16 protein-coding genes and 2 pseudogenes are annotated in these 18,231 nt (G+C 48.7%); 13 read left to right on the top strand and 5 right to left on the bottom strand.

Going from position 1 to position 18,231, the window contains the following annotated elements; all coding sequences use genetic code 11:
- The 8 genes from RQP52_RS30180 to RQP52_RS30145 all read left to right on the top strand — a co-directional run bounded on the left by RQP52_RS30180 (position 1) and on the right by RQP52_RS30145 (position 8,508).
- Positions 1-1,128 carry a stalk domain-containing protein gene (locus RQP52_RS30180; RefSeq protein ID WP_315955257.1) on the top strand — a complete coding sequence of 376 codons (1,128 nt, stop codon included), beginning with the start codon at positions 1-3 and terminating at the stop codon, positions 1,126-1,128.
- Between the two features lie 158 nt (positions 1,129-1,286).
- A complete protein-coding gene (locus RQP52_RS30175; protein ID WP_315955256.1) occupies positions 1,287-1,613 on the top strand; it encodes an SPW repeat domain-containing protein in 327 nt (108 codons plus the stop codon).
- A gap of 52 nt (positions 1,614-1,665) precedes the next feature.
- Positions 1,666-3,738: a class I SAM-dependent methyltransferase gene (locus RQP52_RS30170; protein ID WP_315955255.1), complete on the top strand. Its 2,073-nt coding sequence runs from the start codon at positions 1,666-1,668 to the stop codon at positions 3,736-3,738.
- Between the two features lie 112 nt (positions 3,739-3,850).
- Positions 3,851-4,618, top strand: a complete 768-nt coding sequence (locus RQP52_RS30165; RefSeq protein WP_157323147.1) for an NUDIX domain-containing protein — start codon at positions 3,851-3,853, stop codon at positions 4,616-4,618.
- 70 nt (positions 4,619-4,688) lie between these two features.
- Complete coding sequence (locus RQP52_RS30160) at positions 4,689-5,231, top strand: cysteine hydrolase family protein (RefSeq protein WP_315955254.1); 543 nt, start codon at positions 4,689-4,691, stop codon at positions 5,229-5,231.
- Positions 5,232-5,294: 63 nt separating this feature from the next.
- Positions 5,295-6,128 carry an ammonia-dependent NAD(+) synthetase gene (gene nadE, locus RQP52_RS30155; protein WP_315955253.1) on the top strand — a complete coding sequence of 278 codons (834 nt, stop codon included), beginning with the start codon at positions 5,295-5,297 and terminating at the stop codon, positions 6,126-6,128.
- A 6-nt stretch (positions 6,129-6,134) separates the two neighbouring features.
- On the top strand, positions 6,135-7,592 hold the full coding sequence (locus RQP52_RS30150) for a nicotinate phosphoribosyltransferase (RefSeq protein ID WP_315955252.1): 1,458 nt from the start codon (positions 6,135-6,137) through the stop codon (positions 7,590-7,592).
- Between the two features lie 85 nt (positions 7,593-7,677).
- On the top strand, positions 7,678-8,508 hold the full coding sequence (locus tag RQP52_RS30145; protein ID WP_315955251.1) for an aldo/keto reductase: 831 nt from the start codon (positions 7,678-7,680) through the stop codon (positions 8,506-8,508).
- A 303-nt stretch (positions 8,509-8,811) separates the two neighbouring features.
- On the opposite strand, the gene RQP52_RS30140 is transcribed toward RQP52_RS30145, so the two are convergent.
- On the bottom strand, positions 8,812-9,603 hold the full coding sequence (locus tag RQP52_RS30140; protein ID WP_315955250.1) for a hypothetical protein: 792 nt from the start codon (positions 9,601-9,603) through the stop codon (positions 8,812-8,814).
- Positions 9,604-10,171: 568 nt separating this feature from the next.
- Here RQP52_RS30140 and RQP52_RS30135 point away from each other — a divergent pair.
- Complete coding sequence (locus RQP52_RS30135; protein WP_315955249.1) at positions 10,172-10,303, top strand: hypothetical protein; 132 nt, start codon at positions 10,172-10,174, stop codon at positions 10,301-10,303.
- A gap of 124 nt (positions 10,304-10,427) precedes the next feature.
- Here RQP52_RS30135 and RQP52_RS30130 read toward each other — a convergent pair whose 3' ends face one another.
- Genes RQP52_RS30130 through yhbH form a run of 3 tightly spaced genes read right to left on the bottom strand, consistent with a single transcriptional unit; the run spans position 10,428 to position 13,261 of the window.
- Positions 10,428-10,622: a hypothetical protein gene (locus tag RQP52_RS30130; protein ID WP_315955248.1), complete on the bottom strand. Its 195-nt coding sequence runs from the start codon at positions 10,620-10,622 to the stop codon at positions 10,428-10,430.
- Between the two features lie 48 nt (positions 10,623-10,670).
- Positions 10,671-12,107, bottom strand: a complete 1,437-nt coding sequence (locus tag RQP52_RS30125) for a SpoVR family protein (RefSeq protein ID WP_315955247.1) — start codon at positions 12,105-12,107, stop codon at positions 10,671-10,673.
- Positions 12,104-13,261 carry a sporulation protein YhbH gene (yhbH, locus tag RQP52_RS30120; RefSeq protein ID WP_127456711.1) on the bottom strand — a complete coding sequence of 386 codons (1,158 nt, stop codon included), beginning with the start codon at positions 13,259-13,261 and terminating at the stop codon, positions 12,104-12,106. Before yhbH ends, RQP52_RS30125 begins: the two co-directional genes overlap by 4 nt.
- Positions 13,262-13,548: 287 nt before the next feature.
- On the opposite strand from yhbH, the pseudogene RQP52_RS30115 reads away from it, so the two are divergent.
- The 4 genes and pseudogenes from RQP52_RS30115 to RQP52_RS30100 all read left to right on the top strand — a co-directional run.
- Positions 13,549-14,216 (top strand): annotated as a pseudogene (locus RQP52_RS30115) (FecCD family ABC transporter permease); the annotation flags it as partial.
- Positions 14,209-15,020: pseudogene (locus tag RQP52_RS30110) on the top strand (FecCD family ABC transporter permease); the annotation flags it as partial. The pseudogenes RQP52_RS30115 and RQP52_RS30110, both read left to right, overlap by 8 nt.
- Before the next feature lie 29 nt (positions 15,021-15,049).
- Positions 15,050-15,901 carry an ABC transporter ATP-binding protein gene (locus RQP52_RS30105; protein ID WP_315955246.1) on the top strand — a complete coding sequence of 284 codons (852 nt, stop codon included), beginning with the start codon at positions 15,050-15,052 and terminating at the stop codon, positions 15,899-15,901.
- A gap of 21 nt (positions 15,902-15,922) precedes the next feature.
- Positions 15,923-16,756, top strand: coding sequence for a (2Fe-2S)-binding protein (locus RQP52_RS30100; RefSeq protein WP_315955245.1), 834 nt, complete (start codon positions 15,923-15,925; stop codon positions 16,754-16,756).
- 385 nt (positions 16,757-17,141) lie between these two features.
- Here the strand turns inward: RQP52_RS30100 and RQP52_RS30095 are convergent, their stop codons facing one another.
- On the bottom strand, positions 17,142-18,218 hold the full coding sequence (locus tag RQP52_RS30095; protein WP_315955244.1) for an aliphatic sulfonate ABC transporter substrate-binding protein: 1,077 nt from the start codon (positions 18,216-18,218) through the stop codon (positions 17,142-17,144).
- Positions 18,219-18,231: the final 13 nt, after the last annotated feature.

Genomic DNA, 18,231 nt, shown 5'->3' with positions numbered 1-18,231 from the left:
ATGAGAAAGAATCCTTTTAACATGTTGAAAATGAGTGTGCTCGGATGTGCAATGCTGGTTGGCGTAAGCGGGGCTGTACTAACAGCAGGGTCGGCTTCAGCAGAGACGGTGACGGCTGTTCCCATTAGCGTGAAGGTGACACCGATTGCCATTCAAGCCGCAGCGGTTCAAATTAAAGAGGTCTTGCTTACCTCCAAGACGGAAAATTTGAAGACGAATGTCAAAGTTCCTCAGCTTACAGGGATGCTGGATGCGAAATATGAGGAGCAGTTGAACGATATTCTTTTGTCCCATGCCAATGAAGATTTGGCGAACTGGGAGAAAGAGGCGGATGAAGCTGCAGCTGATGCCAAAACCAAAGGGTTTACGTATCGTCCTTATGAACTCACAATTATTTATGAATTGAAATCGGATGGCACGGGTTCCCCGGCGGGGCTCGTTTCCCTGCAAATTACGACGTACGGAGCTACAGGGGGAACTGGTATGCCGCGCGTTGACACCTACAATGTGTTAAATCGTGAAGAAGCCCAGCGCATTACCTTGCAGGATGTACTTGGAGACAGTTACAAGGAAACCGTAGATGCTGCAGTTCGAGCAGCCATGGATGAGCATCCGGAGAACTATTTTAAGGACGATTTTAAGGGCATTGAAGAGTCACAGGGCTTTTATGTTGAAAATGGTGAAGCTGTCGTCGTATTCCCGAAATATGCGATTGCACCGGGCGTAATGGGATCTCCGGAATTCCGGTTTCCACTAGCTGCGGATTTGACCATTCCTGTTAAAACGGAGCCGGCTCCCAAAGTTGCTTTGGATTTGGCAGCCGGTGACCAAATAACGAGTGCAGAAGGCGCAAACTTGGTGCCATTCCGCAAGGTAGCAGAAGGTCTTGGATATGAAGTAGCTTGGAATCAAGCCACGTATACGGCAGAGCTTCACAAGGGAGCGCAATGGACGAGTGTGACCGTGGGCAAAGACAGCTATTTTTATGCGAAAATGGCACCTGTGTCCTTGGGGTCAGCCCCGGTCATTCAGAATGATGCCTTGTATGTGCCGCTCAAATTCGTGTCAGACATTCTGAAAGCTGAAGTGAAAACAGGAGATGCCGGCGTTTTACACATTGAACAGTAATTCACTCATAAGCTCATAACCACGAAGCCTCTAGTCCGCCCAAATAAATGGGTGAGCTGGAGGCTTTTCTATATCACATATTTGAAAGCGTTTGCGTATACTATATTATCTCGTAAAAGGACTCCTTTTACGCTGCCAAAACTTGTAGGAGGTGGAAGATGACCATGTATTTGAAAAATGGATTGTCGGCTTGCATGGGACTCTGGTTTTTGGTCAGCCCCTGGGTGTTTGGATTTGAGGCTCAAACGAATGCGTTCTTTATCTGTGTGCTGCTTGGAAGCGTGCAATTCGTGGGATCGCTGCTCGCTCTAGGCAAGTCAGGGAAGCGGGTCTGGCAGAACTGGCTGTGCCTGCTGATTGGTGCCTTTTTTATTCTCTTTCCGAATGTGTTCCACGTAGAGTTGATGGCTTATTTCTTATTTGTCGTGCTTGGTTTCTTGACCATTCTCATCAATTACGCCAATCTGTATGCCGACGAGCAATGATCGATTATACTGGTGTTAAGTAACAATTTCCCATAGGAGGAAACACATAGATATGCTCCGTTCATTAGAACTGATACACAACTATAGAACAGGGGACACCGCAGCAGCTTCTGAGCACAAATGGTTAACCTACATGGTTTCGGCGGAAGAGCGCATCGTGAACTTCGAGCGCATTCAGTCGATCCAGGAGCTGGCTCAGGCGAACCCTGTTCTTGATTATGTCCAGCGGACCTTGCTCAGGTTGGACGAGCTTGGGTTGTCTTTTTGGAAGAAGGAAGTGTTGGAAGTAGTATTGATCTGGTCCGAGGTCTCCAAAGGAGGTACTCTGAGGGATCGCTTTACGTGGCAGAATCAAGGGATTCATCTCTATGTACATAATCAAGGCTCCGCTCAACTGTATAAGCTTCATGCCGGGAATTCAAGTGATAAATCGGCTGTGATACATACGTTAATCTATACGCACGGGCTCATTGGACAGACGATTCGAGGGGAAGTCCCCCTACGGGAACACGCCCCGTTAACCAAATTAGTGGAAGATCACTTGCTATCGGCCGATGAGTTAAGGGATCTGCTTCTGGCGTTGAACGAGTGTATCATTGCAGCAGTCTCGGAAGAGCTTTGGCTTTCGGTCAGCAGTCAAGTGAGGTCGTTGATTGAGAAGATTTTACTAGGAGAATTGGAACCAGAGATTTCTTTCAAAGACAGGTTGGCTAAATTACGCGGCAACTCTATTCGAAAAGGTGAAAATTTCGAGCGGGACTATCAAAGGATTTTGGATGAGGCGCCTGAGCTGCTAAACGGTTTAGGGGCTTTTTTGGAAAAGACGACCTTGTGGTATGTAGAGGCGGCTTTCCAGGATTTTACGTTAAGGCAGATGGTACGCGTATTTCTGATTATCCAAGAGGCATGCCGTGAAGGGGATTTGGTCCGTCATATCAGCTTTGAGCCCTTTATGAATATTTTATATTACGATTACAAAGGCAGTAAGAAAGTCAACGTGTACAAGAAACGGATGATCGAAAAATATGTGGATGAGATGACATGGGAAGAAGTAGCTCAAGGAAAATTGGCGTGGAGCAACGGCCACTTGAAGCACCTCATTGAGCGGAAATCTCAGCTTGCGGATACCGTGTTTTTTACCTGCCAGTTTTCCCCTGCTGCCGAGAAGCTGATTGAATTCTGCGTAGAAGCCGAGAAGTCCCCGTTATATGAAAAGGCTGTACTGTTGTTATTTGATCTGTTTGAATTGCGGAGAGATGCCTACGACCGTTTTCACAATGAAGAAGATTATTTGACCACAATGAATCAGACGGCAGATTATAAGAAGTTGATGCTGGACTACGTCGTTGGGAAGCGTGTTGTCGATATCGGTCCGGGCGGTGGTGTCATGCTCGATCTGATTGAACAGTATTTGCCGGACAAGCATCCCATTGGGATTGATATTTCCTCAAACGTGATCGAGGCGCTGGAGCGCAAGAAGCAGCTAGAAGGTCATCGATGGACTGTTCTGAAAGGGGACGCGCTTGATCTAAGGCAGTATGTGGAACAAGGAACCATTGATACGGTCATCTTTTCTTCCATCCTACACGAACTCTACTCCTACATCCCTTATGAAGGGAGAAAATTCAACCATGCAACCATTGCGGCGGCACTGCGCAGCGCTTATGATGTTCTCTCGCCTGGCGGGAGAATCGTGATTCGCGATGGGATTATGACGGAGCCTGTCGAGCAAAAGCGAACAATTCACTTTTTGCAGAACGGGGATATGGTGTATCTCGAACGGTATGCGAAGGATTTTGCTGGACGAGAGATTAAGTATGAGGTTGTTGAGGCGGATAAAGTGGTTATGCCAGTCAATGATGCGATGGAATTTCTCTATACCTATACTTGGGGCGAGGAAGCGTATGTGCATGAAGTGCAGGAACAATTCGGTTACTTTACACCAAGTGAATACATAGCTTTTATCCATCGTACGTTGGGACCTGAGGCCAAAATTATTGAGAACAGGCATTTCCTGCAGGAAGGATATACGGAAGCGCTGAAGGGCAAAGTAAAACTGCTGGATGAAAGTGGAACCGCGGTTGCGCTGCCGGACAGCACCTGTTTAATAGTCATCGAAAAATAGGCTGTTGCGATTTGTTATTCAGAAAAAAACTGTTGCGCGCGTCATTTTAATATGTCATAATGAAAATATCAAAACGACAATATGATTAATCGCATCCAAGCAGGTGATCGCCTTGAACGCAGAAAATGAAAGCAATTATCAAGCCAGCAAATATCGTACGCCAGACGGTGCGCCTGCCGACATCGTGATCTTCACCATCACTTCCGAAGGCAAGGATTCCACGAAGAAGTCGCTCCCGCATAGAGAGCTGCAAGTGCTGCTCATTCAAAGAAAGCAGTGGCCTTTCGAAGGACAATGGGCGCTGCCAGGCGGATTCTCGTCCGAAAACGAGACGATTCAGGAGAGCGCGCGGCGTGAGCTGACGGAGGAAACGGGAGTTTCCGATGTCCACCTTGCCTATTTCAACGTGTACAGCACGCCGAAACGCGATCCTCGGGGGTGGATCATCTCCCACGCATTCTTCGCATTAGTGCATGAGCGCTTTCTGGAGAAGCGCCAAGCCGCAGATGATGCCGCAGATGTCCGATTGTTTCCTGTGGAGGAAGCCCTCGCGATGGATCTTGCGTTTGACCACGAAATCATCGTTCGTGATGCGCTTGCCCAAATTCAGACGAAGATGCTCACGACAACGATTGCCAAAGAGTTTTTGTCCGAGGAATTCACAATCAGTGAATTGTATCAAGTGATTCAGACGGTTGTCCCGACCTTCAACGAGCGGAATTTTATCCGTAAAATTACATCTACACAGAGCCGCAAAGGGATTATTGAAGAGGTTCTGGACCACAACGGACAAGGGAAAATGTCAAATCGGTATTCCCAACGTGCGGCTCAGCTCTACCGTTTCACCGATTATGTGCCTCAGCTGTCCATTTACAGCTAGGCCTCTCTTTTACCCTTTGATATTGTCTTATTAATAGTATCAAATATACTAAATCAAGGAGTTGGTTAAGATGAAAGCATTGATTATTATTGATTATACGGTCGATTTTGTTGACGGGAAGCTTCCTTGCGGGGAGCCGGGCATTGCGATAGAAAACCGGATGTGTGAAATCACGGAAGCGTTCGTAGAGCAGCAGGATTTCGTCGTTATGGCGGTGGATCTGCATGATGAACAAGATCCGTATCATCCGGAGACGAAGCTGTTCCCGCCGCACAATATCCGCGGCACAGCGGGCCGCGATTTATACGGCAGGTTGAATACCGTCTATGAGCAGTATAAGAACAATATTTATTGGATGGATAAAACGAGATACAGCGCCTTCTGCGGTACGGATTTGGAGCTGAAGCTCAGAGCCAGAGGCATTCAGGAACTTCATCTGATCGGCGTCTGTACAGATATTTGCGTGCTGCACACAGCGGTGGATGCTTACAATAAAGGCTTTGACATCGTGATCCATGAGGACGCGGTTGCCAGCTTTAACAGCCAAGGCCATGCATGGGCTTTGCAGCATTTTGAAAGCACACTTGGGGCTAAAGTTGTTCGCGGTTGGTAGTATGAAACAGCAGCATTAACAGGAATGCTAGGATCATCCAATATAATGAAGGAGATGTTCCCAATGTCACATACGACACAAGCTGAAATTCAAGCCATATTGCATGTAGAAAGCGAAATTAACGCGGAAAACGAAATCCAACGCCGTACCCAGTTTCTTAAAGAGTATCTGCGCTATACAGGAGCCAAAGGCTACGTGCTGGGCATGTCCGGAGGCCAAGACTCCACATTAGCAGGCAAGCTGGCTCAAATGGCGATCGATGAAATGAATGCGGAAAGCGGCAAGGATGCTTATCAGTTTATGGCGGTTAGACTGCCCTATGGCATCCAAAAAGATGAAGATGACGCACAGGCAGCCATTCAGTTCATTGCGGCAAGCCGAGTTGTCACGGTCAATATTCAATCGGCCGTTGATGCATCGGTGAAGCAATTTGCGGAAGCGACAGGCGAAACGCTGAGTGATTTTCATAAAGGGAACGTCAAGGCTCGCGAGCGTATGAAGGTGCAGTATGATTTAGCTGCGCATTACGGGCTTTTGGTCCTAGGGACGGATCACGCCGCTGAGGCTATTACGGGCTTTTATACGAAACATGGGGATGGCGCCTGCGATGTGGCTCCCCTCTATGGGCTCGATAAGCGGCAAGGCAGGGAACTGCTCAAGCGGCTGGGATGTCCGGAGCATTTGTATTTGAAAAAGCCTACGGCTGACTTGGAGGATTTGAAGCCGGGTCTTCCGGATGAAGAAGCCCTTGGTGTTAGCTACGTGCAATTGGATACCTATTTGGAGGGCCGTCCCGTTCCTGCTGATATCGCTCAGAAAATTGAGGAACGCTATACGATTACGGAACATAAGCGCAGAGGACCGGTAACCTGCTACGACACTTGGTGGAAAGGATGATCCTATATGAAATACGAGAAGAATTATGAAAATTTAACGCTGCACACAGATAAATATCAAATCAATATGATGTACGCGCATTGGCTGAAAGGCACTTATCAAGAGAAAGCCGTTTTCGAGGTGTATTTCCGCAAGCTGCCGTTTGACGGCGGATACGCTGTTTTTGCCGGCTTGGAGCGGCTCGTTCATTATATTAAGCACCTGCATTTCGGGGATGATGAAATTGCTTATCTGCGGGAACAGGAAGAGCATTACCGCGAAGACTTTCTTGAGGCGCTGCGCGCGTTCAAGTTCAGCGGCGACTTGCAATGCGTACCGGAAGGTACGCTCGTTTTCCCGAACGTGCCGCTTGTGCGCGTAGTCGCCAGCATCTTTGAGGCGCAGTTTGTAGAGACGGCGATTCTCAACTTCGTGAACTACCAGACGCTTATCGCGACGAAAGCTTCGCGGATTAAACAGGTCGTCCCGAACGAGGTGCTGCTCGAGTTCGGGACCCGACGCGCCCAAGAGGCTGACGCCGCGATCTGGGGCGCAAGAGCCGCTTACATCGCGGGCTTCCACGCGACGTCGAACTTGCGGGCCGGGATGCTGTTCGGCATCCCGACCAAGGGCACCCATGCGCACGCGTGGGTGCAGGCCTTCGACACGGAAGAGGAAGCTTTCCGTGTGTATGCTGAGGCACTGCCGGAGCAAGTGACGCTGCTCGTGGATACGTACGACACGCTGCGCAGCGGCGTGCCGAACGCCATAAAGATCGCGCGCATGCTGCAGCAGCAAGGCAAGCGTATGAACGCCATTCGCCTCGACAGCGGCGATTTGGCGTATTTATCCCAGCAGGCGAGGCATATGCTGGATGAGGCGGGCTTTCCCGAGGTGGCGATCGTCGCCTCGAACGATCTCGATGAGAATATCATCGAGGGGCTGAAAGCCCAAGGTGCCAAAATCGATGTCTGGGGCGTAGGCACCCAGCTCATTACCGCTGCCGATCAGCCTGCGCTCGGTGGGGTTTACAAGCTTGTTGCCCTGGAGAAAAACGGCGAGTTCGAGCCGGTTATCAAAATTTCGGGCAACCCCGAGAAAGTGTCCAATCCCGGCTTCAAGGAAGCCTACCGGATTATCAACAAAAAAACCGGTAAAGCGGAAGCCGATTACCTGGCCATGGAGCACGAGGTCGATATTCAGCGCGGCGAGCGAGTGAAGTTGTTTGATCCCACGCATACGTATATCTACAAGTATATTGAGGACTATGAAGCGGTTCCGCTGCTTAAGCCGATTTATGCGGGAGGCGAGCTTGTCTATGAGCTGCCTACGTTGGATGAGATTCGGGCGTATCATAAGGAGCAAATCCGCACGTTTTGGCCGCAATATTTGCGCAAACTCAACCCGGAAGGTTATCGTGTGAACTTAAGCACGGAGCTATGGGAGCTGAAAATGAATTTGATCCATGCGCATACCATTATGTAATTGGATACCCCAAGTGGTATGATAGGGATTGTGCGTACTCTTTCAAGAGCCGTCATATCCTATGAACCGATGGAGGGATTATCTAATGTCGACGCAAGCATTTACTCAAGGTGTTCAACTCAATAATGGCGTGCATATGCCATGGTTAGGACTAGGTGTTTGGAAAAGCAAAGAAGGTCAGGAAGTCATTAACGCTGTGAAAACAGCCCTTCAACTGGGTTACCGAAGTATTGATACGGCCGCAATCTATCAGAATGAAGAAGGTGTTGGTCAAGGGCTGCGTGAAAGCGGTGTGCCGCGCGACGAGATTTTCGTCACCACCAAAGTGTGGAACTCCGATCAGGGCTATGAGTCCACCCTGCAGGCCTTTGAAGCAAGCCGCAAACGGCTCGGCCTCGAGACGATCGATCTGTATTTAGTTCACTGGGCTAAACCGGCGACGTATAGGGAAACTTGGAAAGCCCTTGTTCATTTGCACAAAGAAGGACATGTCCGCGCGATCGGCGTTAGCAATTTTCAAATTCATCATTTGCAGCATGTGATTGAGGATACAGGTGTCGTACCTGCTGTGAACCAAGTCGAGTACCATCCGCAGCTGGCGCAAAAAGAACTGCTCGCCTTCACTCGCGAGAATAACATTCAGCTGGAAGCTTGGAGCCCGCTGATGCAGGGCAATCTCGATCATCCGGTGCTGTCGCAGCTCGCGGCCAAGCATGGGAAATCGGCGGCTCAAATCGTGCTGCGTTGGGACATACAGAACGGTGTCGTCACGATTCCGAAATCGGTGACAGCGCATCGGATTCGCGAGAATGCGAATATCTTTGATTTTGAGCTGAGCGCTGAGGATATGGCTCTCGTGGATTCGTTGAACCAGAACAAACGAATCGGGCCTGATCCGGACAACGTGCCGTTCTAAAAATGGAATTCCCGCGGTTTGTTAGCGGGGATTCTTTTTTTTCGGCCTCCCTCTCGGCTCGAGGGGAACTACAGGGCGTTATTTGCCCGCGAAACAGCTCTTTTGCGGCTGGACGGGAACTGTGGTCCTTTATTTGGCCGATTTTATGGCGAGATACGGGTATTGGCCAGAAATAAGTCCCTGTAGTTCCGCTTCAGCAGCTTCATGGGTTAATTTTGCCGAAATAGCGGACCCTAGTTCCCTCCTCTATTTTTCCTGTTCATTTTTACATTCATGCTCAGGGGCTTGTCCCTCCGACTTCACTTACTTCAGCAGCGTAATCATCTGATACACCTCGCGATGATCGCCGGGCAGCAGGTAATCTGCGACCTTGAGCTGCGAGGAACCATCGCCGTCAAGGAAAAGACCGTCCACGAGCTGACCGCTCCCCACCTGCTCCAGTATGGCTGTGCGGAATTGTTCACCTGTGCATGGTGTAGGCGCTACGACCAGGTACACATTATTGTTCCTGTCGTACACGATACCTGAGCGCATGCGCTTCTCGTTAATGACCGGCATCTCTTCCGAATCCGCCTGGGCCGCCCAACCGTCCGGGTTCGTCAGTCCCATGCTCACACCGCCTTGGGCCCAGTAATGGTTTCGATCCATGACTTTCAGCTCGTTGGCGTTTTCGACCACTTGAATCGTGAAAGTTTGTGCCTTTTCATCCCAGACCAATGTCCCTCGTTTGCGGTCGATATTAAACCAGCCGGAGCCGTAATCGCCGGGCTGCCCTTTGACCGGGAGGTCGTTAATGACGGCAATGCTTAGCAGATAACCCTGCCAGAAGAAACCGCCGTTGATCCCATTATCGCTCAGGTCCGTGATATTCGCGGTGATAGCCTTGAGCCCTATATTTTGCGGCGGAGTTCTGATCGTGTGAAGGGTAACGCCATTGCTTGCCTGATCGACGCGATACTCGGAAATGGGGAGGTTCGGCGGTCGGACATGTCCATGAGTCCCCCAGACGATGGTCCATATGAAACTAGTTATCATAATTAGGATATAGATAAGTAGGGAGGCTGCTTTATTTTTGGCAAGACGGATCGTATACATAAGGCAACTCCTATCATTTCAATCATTTTATTTCTATTAGTCTATGAAACTCAGAAATAAATTATGCTAAGCCGCACGAAAAAAGCCCATCCGTAAAGTGAAGGAGTCACTCTAGCGAATAGGCTTTTCTTGTATGTACCAATCCTAATCCTATTAAAAAATTGGAATTCTCGCTTTATTTCCATCCTTTGCGTATAAAATGGCTTCGGAGCTAAATAAGTCTACATGCTCTAAAGTATGACCAAGGTTCGTCGTTGTAAATTTGTTATAACGAAGAGCGTTGATCAGAGAGGGAATTAGTTTGTGATCCGTGCCGATAAAGTTCACAGAAATTGGTCTCTTGTTAAATAAAATATTCATTCTCACTTTCAACTCATCTCCTGACATGAAAATTATTATCAATTAACTGAGTTTTAAGCGTAACATCCCTTGAATAGGATGTCCGTCGATTAACGTTGTCGGAATAGCACTACTTTTGTCGGTTGGAAAAATAGGCTTGATTGTTTGTTTTTACGAGAAAAGATGGGGCTAAATTTGGTATGATTTAAACAAAAAGGAGGCGAAACTCATGAATTTTAGTGAGTTTGATTCCGATTCGGAAGTTAGACAAATGATTGAGGCTTCTGAGATAGACTTAAAGCAAGGGAAGGTTTTTTCTACAGAAGAGATGATTGAAGCTATAAAGCGTGGTGAACTGTAGTTGTTGGATGAGAGCGGGAAGTTGCTCTTCACAAATCAAGGTGGCATTGATTTAGACGGGGCAGTGCGCGGAGCTCAATCTTCAGCTCTTCATTCGAGGTGTGAGACACAACGATACCGACCTTTTAACGGAGCAGTTCTAGAGTTGCATCCTTTGGATCCTGAATAGCTTTAATCAAAGCAACTTCGTCTACATATTTGGTATTGCCCTCGGTATGGCATTTTATCACAGAACAGGTGACAATAAAGCTCTTACGAAGATCCGTGATCAGTGTAGAGAGTTTATCTGCGGCTGGCTGTTCAATATAAAATAAACTCAAATTTAAAAACCTCCAAAGCCACAAAGCTCGGAGGTTTTTCGCTCTACACTACAGAAATCTGCGATGATGCTTTTTACCGTCAAAAGAGAACAAAACCGGCTTCTCTTCCACGACCGTATGCATATGGATGGACTTACCCCAGAGCTTGTAAATATAAGGAAGCGTCCGTTCGACGTATTTGAGATCCAGCTCGACGCCTTCGTAACAATGCTTTAAATACAGTTCGCCATTGCGCTGATAGTCGCCATCTTCCACGACAATATAAGGGAACCCTCCGTTGACACGCGATGCGAATAGCTGATCCCGCGTATTCTCCCATGTTTTATCCGTGATTTTCCACTCAGGACCCTTCTTCTCAAAAATGTATAAATCCAGTTCCTCCACTAACGGTTTGTTTAAATAGTTCCGGATAAAGGAGGTATCGGATTCGTACTCGCGCACCTCGAACATTTTGCTCCGTCCTTCGCCTTTTTTACGGCCTTGCGTCCGTATTTCCTCTTCGGTCGGATTATCCCAATGCTTTTCGATGTCTTCGAAAATTTTCACGCCCAGATAATACGGGTTCAGCGTATGACGGGAGGGCACAACGACAGACGAATTGAGTTTGGAGTATTCAATCGTCTCTTCTTCGGTCAAGTCAAGCTCGCGCAAAATGCGTTGATGCCAGTAAGAAGCCCAGCCTTCGTTCATGATTTTGGTCTCCAACTGCGGCCAGAAGTACAGCATTTCATCGCGCAGCATGGTCAAAATATCCCGCTGCCAATTCTCCATATAGGGCGCATTCTCTTCAATGAAGAGCAGGATATCCTTCTCGGGCTTTGGCGGGAAGCGCTTAGCTTCCTCTTTATTATCCGTTGATGGAGCAGGTTTACTTTTAGCATCCAAACTCCATAAATCTTCATACCCGTAAGTCGCTTCCGACTTCGCAGCGGGGGTTGAGGCTTTATTGGTTTCTTGGCGATTGCGCGCCTGCCTGTAAGAAAGGGTAAGCACTGGATCAATATGTTCTTGAATGGCGAGTACAGCGTCAATGAATTGCTCGACTTCGTCAATGCCGTACTCGATTTCATATTGTCTGATACGCTCGGCCGTGGCGGACATGCTTTCGACCATGTTGCGGTTCGTTTTGGAGAAGCGGACGTTATTTTTGAAAAAATCACAGTGCGCCAGCACGTGAGCGACGATGAGCTTATTTTGAATAAGCGAGTTGCCATCCAGTAGAAAAGCATAGCAGGGGTCGGAGTTGATGACCAACTCGTAAATTTTACTTAACCCCAAGTCGTATTGCGTCTTCATACGGTGAAAATTTTTCCCGAAGCTCCAATGGCTATAACGAGTTGGCATTCCATAGGCCCCGAACGTATAGATAATTTCGGCAGGACATATTTCGTACCTCATGGGATAGAAGTCGAGCCCAAACCCTTTAGCAATCTCCGTTATCTCATCAATGGCGTATTCAAGCTGCTGAATTTCGGATTTACTCACGGAACAGCCACTCCCTCCTGCTTGGTAAAAAAGGTTTTCAACGCTTTGTAAACTTCGCCTTTTTCGCGGATGACATAATGCAGAAACTTAGGATCGTGAATGTGGCGGAAAGCGGACATCAGCGTAGAGCTGCGGTTATATTGGTTTACCTCTCCGTAACCAAACATGTTGCAGCGCTCCATTAATTGGGAGATGAGCTTCACACAGCGTTCGTTATCCGACGTTAAGTTGTCTCCATCGGAGAAATGGAACGGATAAATATTAAACTGAGAAGGCGGGTACCTTTTATCAATAATATCGATGGCGGTTTGGTACGCGGAGGAGCAGATCGTACCGCCACTTTCTCCTTTTGTGAAAAACTCTTCTTCCGTAACCTCTTTGGCTTCCGTATGGTGAGCAATGAACACAATTTCCACATTCTCGTATTTGGTACGCAGAAACCTCGTCATCCAGAAAAAGAAGCTGCGTGCAATATATTTCTCAAAGGATCCCATGGAACCCGACGTATCCATCATGGCAATGATGAGGGCATTCGAGTGCGGCTTCTCGACCTCATCCCATGTTTTGAAACGAAGATCATCGGGACTTATATGATGAATCCCCGGCGAATTCGAGCGTGAATTCCGGCGTAAATTTTCAATGATGGTGCGCTTTTTATCGATGTTGGACATGATGCCTTTTTTGCGAATATCATTGAAAATTACTTCTGTCGTTGTCATGTTGCGCTTCTCTTTTTTCTGCAAATTCGGCAGCTCCAACTCAGAGAACAGCATCGCTTGCAGCTCCTCCATGCTGACTTCGGCCTCATAATAATCTTCGCCGGCCTGATCGCCCGCGCCCTCGCCTTTCCCAGGTCCTTGAGCTGGCTGAGGGTCGGTTCCAAGCACATCACCCACCTGCGAATCGCCGTCTCCCTGTCCGACATGTTTCCCTTTGTTAAAGTTATACCGAAAACGGTACTCATCCAGACTCTTAATAGGTACCTTCACAACCTGCTTCCCGTTGGACATTACAATGCTTTCATCTGTAACCAAATCAGGGAGGTTCTGTTTAATGGCGTCTTTGACCTTCTCTTGGTGTCGGGTTTGATCTTGGTACCCTTTACGGTGCAATGACCAATCCTCTCGGGAAACGGTAAATAGGGGTTCTGTCATGATGACACCTCCTTGGGGGGGATCTTCCTAGGCAAGTAGCAGCTTACCCTTATCGTATGGCATGCACAAAGCAATGATTTAGATGTGAAAAAAAGCTTGTTACTAAATATATTCAAGAGCGTGGGGGATATGTGATGATTCAAAAGATTACCTGAACACACTTTGTCAGGTTTAAATGAACAATTCAATAATGATAATCATTATCATTTGTGCTATAATGTTTTTCATGAGTAAGATGAACCTTATTTCATCTTGATTGGGGTACATATCGGAAGGGGAAAATGTTCATGCGTTTATCTGCAGCATCAACCGATGCTCCACGTCCTAAGCTGCGAAGCCGACCGCTTGTAGCTTCATTTATTATTTTCGGAGGGTTGGCTGCTTTACTGCTCGGTCTTGCTGTGTCGGTATCGGTAGGAGCGGCTGATATTAAGCTGTCTGCCGTTTGGGAAGCCGTATTTCGTTTCAACCCGGAACTAACCCAGCATCAAATCATTAGGGAGTTGAGACTGCCTAGGGCGTTGGCGGGAGCGCTGGTCGGCATTGGTTTTGCTGTTTCTGGCGCAATTATGCAAGGAATGACACGGAATCCGCTTGCTGATCCGGGTTTGCTTGGGATTAATGCTGGAGCAGGCTTTGTGCTTGCGCTTTGTTTTGCTTTTTTCCCGGGGCTGCCCTTTCATTATTTGATTTTGTTCTCCTTTGCTGGAGCAGCTATCGGTGCTGGGCTTGTTTATGGCATAAGCTCCATGTCAAAAGGCGGTTTATCCCCCGTGCGGCTTGCTTTGGCTGGTGCGGTGGTGAGCGCCTTGCTTTTAGCGCTCAGCGAGGGGATTGCGATTTATTTTCACATTTCGCAGGACTTGGCGTTCTGGTATGCCGGGGGTGTAGCCGGAACAAATGGCTGCAAATCAAAATCGTCTGTCCATGGATTCTCGGCGGCGTCATCGGTGCTGGTTGGTGCAGGACTCGCCTTATCGGGTGCTATTCTGCAGGGGCTCTCGCGCATCCGCTGGCAGATCCAGGGATTCTCGGCATTAACGCCGGCGCGGGGCTTGCGGTTGTGCTGTTCATTTCGTTCTTCCCTGTTAAGCAGGCTGCTCCCGTCTACATGATGCCGCTTTTCGCCATGCTTGGGGCTGGAGTTGCAGCAGGGCTGATTTATGTTTTGGCCTATAAAAAAGGTATCGGCATTTCACCAACGAGGCTCGTTCTGGTAGGTATTGCGGTCGCAGCTGGAATCAATGCAGCGATGCTTGTGCTTACGATCAAAATGGATCCTCAAAACTACCAGTTTGTTGCCATTTGGTTGGCAGGCAGCATCTGGGGAACGAATTGGAAGTTTGTTATGGCTCTGCTGCCATGGCTTATTATTTTTATCCCCTATGTCCTATATAAAGCGCAAACTTTAAACGTGCTGCATTTGGGAGATCAGTTGGCAAGTGGGCTAGGGACGTCAGTCGAACGGGAAAGGCTTGGCCTGCTTGCATCAGCCGTTGCTCTTGCCGGAGCTTGCGTAGCTGTTGGCGGTGGCATAGGTTTTGTTGGCTTAATTGGTCCTCATCTTGCCAAACAATTGGTTGGCCCCAAGCACCAATATTTGCTTCCGGCTTCAATGTTGACTGGAGGTCTCCTGCTGATTGTGGTAGATACGCTGGCCCGCTGGATTCTACAGCCAAGTGAGATTCCAACCGGCATTGTCGTAGCTGTCATCGGCGCTCCATATTTTATATTTTTGCTTGCGAAATCCAAAGCTTAAGAAAGTTTATTTTGAGAGGAGACATCCCTATGACTCGTTTGTATACACAGCAAGTAGACATTGCTTATGATGATCGTTTGATTGTCAGCAACTTAAATTTATCCATACCTGATGCCAAAATCACAGCACTTGTTGGCGCTAATGGCTCAGGCAAGTCCACCATTTTGAAATCACTTGCGCGCATTATGAAAATAAAAGGCGGCCAGGTGTACCTCGACGGGAAATCTATCCACCAACGGACGACGAAGGAAGTCGCACGGGAACTGGCGATTTTGCCGCAGAATCCGACTGCGCCTGAGGGCTTGACGGTGAGCGAATTGGTTTCCTACGGAAGATTCCCGCATCAGAAAGGTTTCGGCTCTATGACGAAGGAAGATAAGGAGACGATCAGCTGGGCAATCGAAGTTACCGGTATGATGCCATTTGCCGATCGTCCTGTAGATCAGCTGTCTGGAGGTCAACGCCAGCGGGCGTGGATTGCCATGGCACTGGCGCAGCAGACCGACATTCTTTTCTTGGATGAGCCGACGACGTTCCTGGATATGGCGCATCAGCTCGAGGTACTGAAGCTTCTTCAGAAGCTGAACAAGGAAGAAGGAAGGACCATCATCATGGTCGTTCATGACCTGAACCATGCGACTCATTATGCGCATCATATGGTCGCGATTATGCAGGGCAAGGTCGTAAGCGAAGGGACGCCGGAAGAGGTAGTGACGCAGCCGGTGCTTCGCGAAGTTTTCGGCATTGAGGCGGATATCGTGAAGGATCCGCGCACGGGTGTGCCGCTTTGCATCCCTTATGATCTAGTAGGCACAGAGAAAAAGGAAAACGCAGAGCCAGAATTAGCAAGAGCCACGGTGGCGGCTGGCGAATCTCGTTAAAAAGTAGAAGGAGGCCAAACCATGCAATCATCTTTACAACATGTTCTTGCGGAGCAGTTCGGGGTTACTACGGAGTCGCATCCAGAGCCGTTATTTACAATAGCAGGCAGCCGTCTCTCTACAGTGGACGGTATGCGGGAGTTAATTAACGCTTACTCACCACTCATGAAGGCGCTTGAGCCTGCGGCGGCTTGTGTGTATTTTATGAGCAGGCTAGGTGTTTTGAACATGGCTGTTCATGGCATGATGTTGAAGGATGAGTTCATCGATTTGGCTCTGGAGCTTTGGACGCTGCAAATCTACATGCACAACCAAGGATATGCGGAGTTCCGTTATGTGCTTCACGATATCCGGCAGCTGGAAGGACCGCAGGAGGGAGAGCGAAGTGCATGGCGCAAAGAACGCTTAAGCCACTGGTACGGCACTCACATTCGACCTATTGTAGAAGCAGCTTCCTTGGCTGCAGATATGGATATCACCCATTTGTGGAAGTTGTTTCCGACACGGATGCGTTACATGTTCGACCGTTTGAAAGATCAGGCAGGTTCCGAGCAGGAGCAGCTGCGCATCGAGGAGGAATGGACGTTTGTTACCAAAGAGCTAAACGGCCAAGTTTTCGGACGTGCGGGAAATCCGCTGAACGTAAAGTTCATCTACCTGGATTACCCGAGCGCTCCCGGTGAACCGGATACTCAAGTGAGGATGAAGTCGGGCTGTTGCATGTTTTACTGCACGGAGGGTGGCTACTATTGCTACACATGCCCTCGGCTGAAACCGAGCGAACGCGAAGAGCGCAAGGCGCAGATCAGAGAGAAGCTGGCACTGGAAGCTGCGTCTAAGGCAGCTGCGACATAGCATCGTGGGAGGTTATCTGATTTAGTCAGAAGAAATGACTGAATCAGATGGCCTTTTTTGTTTGGCCACAATCATCCGCGGAGAATAAGGGAACCTGGGGCCGTTATTCTGGCGAAATCAGCCGTTTCCGCGTGCTTGCGGAACTACAGGGTACTATTTGCGTGCCAATCTCCGTTTTCCCTGTGAAAACGGAGAAATAAGGGACGCTAGTTCCCTTCAGCTGTTAAATGGCCACTTTTCGGCGAAATAGCGGCTTGTAGTGGCGTTAATTGCAAACAGCCCACTCGCTGCCGTCGGGACGATCCGATGAAAGCGCCCCGGCTGGAATAGCTACAAAACAAAAGGCCACCCGCAAGTAGAGTATCTACTTTAGGCAGCCTTAAGTTTACTTCTTCAACGCTTGATCTATGAATTTGCTCTCAAGGACCTGTGACGTGTCGAGCTTCTTATTAATAGCGCCGACAGATTGCAGGAAGTCAGCCTGCTCCTGATGCGCTTTGGCGAATTCCGGTGTAATTGAAGAGAGGATCGGGAATGTGTTTTTCAAAACATCGACAATGATGGCTTTGTCCAGCTTCTGGGATTTGGACAATTCATCCGCGATTTCATCCTGATGGTCGACGTAATACTTACGGGCTTCTTCGTAAGTTTTGAGGAAAAGCACGGTCAGATCCGGATGCTCCTGTGTAAATTTGGTGCGAGCTACCAGGAAGGAGGGTGCGTTGATATTGAGATTTTCACCTGTGACCAAAATCGTTGCTCCCGTTTGGTACACGGCCGTAGTCGCATAAGGCTCCCAAATGGACCACGCGTCGATGGCGCCGCTGTCGAGAGCAGGTCTAGCTTCATCCGGTTGAAGCTGAATAACTTTGACGTCATCGCCCTTTAACCCGGCCTTGTCGATGGCCATATACAGGAAGTTATAGGCGCTGCTGCCTTTGGCTACGGCGACTTTTTTGCCTTTCAGATCTTTTAATTCCTTAATGGGACTATTTTTCGGCACGATAATCATGTTGCCTTTTTTGCCGTCACTGGTCACAGCGATGCCTTTAAAATCAACCCCGCCGACTTGCCCAGAAATGAGGGGTGTTCCGCCTGTGGCGCCAAAATCGAGCCTACCTGCCGCGATTGCCTCGAAATGCGGAGGGCCGCTGGCGAACTCATTCCATTTGACCTCAGCGCCGGCAGCCTGGAATGCTTTTTCGAAGTATCCCTTCTCACGAGCGAAGTTCAGGACGCCTGTTTTACCTTGGATGCCAATGTTTACAACGACCTTCTCTTTCGAAGCAGCCGCGGGAGTAGCTGCCGCATTGCTGCTTTGCGCAGCGGAAGTTCCGCTTGGAGCCGCAGTTCCGCCGTTTGTCGGAGCTCCTGCCGTTTTGGCGCCGCATGCCGATAAAAGAACTAACGTAACAATCGTCAGGAAGGATAAGCTTTTATTATAAAATGATTTCTGTTTCATACGGACATGACCC

Source organism: Paenibacillus violae (assembly GCF_032461945.1).
Classification (GTDB): Bacteria; Bacillota; Bacilli; order Paenibacillales; family NBRC-103111; genus Paenibacillus_E; species Paenibacillus_E violae.
Note: the sequence above shows the minus strand (reverse complement) of the source record. Positions and strands in the feature narration are given on the sequence as shown.

Bases quoted from the DNA above. Each gene is read 5' to 3' on its own strand.
- RQP52_RS30180 (WP_315955257.1), top strand. From the start codon at position 1: ATGAGAAAGAATCCTTTTAACATGTTGAAAATGAGTGTGCTCGGATGT.
- RQP52_RS30175 (WP_315955256.1), top strand. From the start codon at position 1,287: ATGACCATGTATTTGAAAAATGGATTGTCGGCTTGCATGGGACTCTGG.
- RQP52_RS30170 (WP_315955255.1), top strand. From the start codon at position 1,666: ATGCTCCGTTCATTAGAACTGATACACAACTATAGAACAGGGGACACC.
- RQP52_RS30160 (WP_315955254.1), top strand. From the start codon at position 4,689: ATGAAAGCATTGATTATTATTGATTATACGGTCGATTTTGTTGACGGG.
- nadE (WP_315955253.1), top strand. From the start codon at position 5,295: ATGTCACATACGACACAAGCTGAAATTCAAGCCATATTGCATGTAGAA.
- RQP52_RS30150 (WP_315955252.1), top strand. From the start codon at position 6,135: ATGAAATACGAGAAGAATTATGAAAATTTAACGCTGCACACAGATAAA.
- RQP52_RS30145 (WP_315955251.1), top strand. From the start codon at position 7,678: ATGTCGACGCAAGCATTTACTCAAGGTGTTCAACTCAATAATGGCGTG.
- RQP52_RS30140 (WP_315955250.1), bottom strand. From the start codon at position 9,603: ATGTATACGATCCGTCTTGCCAAAAATAAAGCAGCCTCCCTACTTATC.
- RQP52_RS30135 (WP_315955249.1), top strand. From the start codon at position 10,172: ATGAATTTTAGTGAGTTTGATTCCGATTCGGAAGTTAGACAAATGATT.
- yhbH (WP_127456711.1), bottom strand. From the start codon at position 13,261: ATGACAGAACCCCTATTTACCGTTTCCCGAGAGGATTGGTCATTGCAC.
- RQP52_RS30105 (WP_315955246.1), top strand. From the start codon at position 15,050: ATGACTCGTTTGTATACACAGCAAGTAGACATTGCTTATGATGATCGT.
- RQP52_RS30100 (WP_315955245.1), top strand. From the start codon at position 15,923: ATGCAATCATCTTTACAACATGTTCTTGCGGAGCAGTTCGGGGTTACT.
- RQP52_RS30095 (WP_315955244.1), bottom strand. From the start codon at position 18,218: ATGAAACAGAAATCATTTTATAATAAAAGCTTATCCTTCCTGACGATT.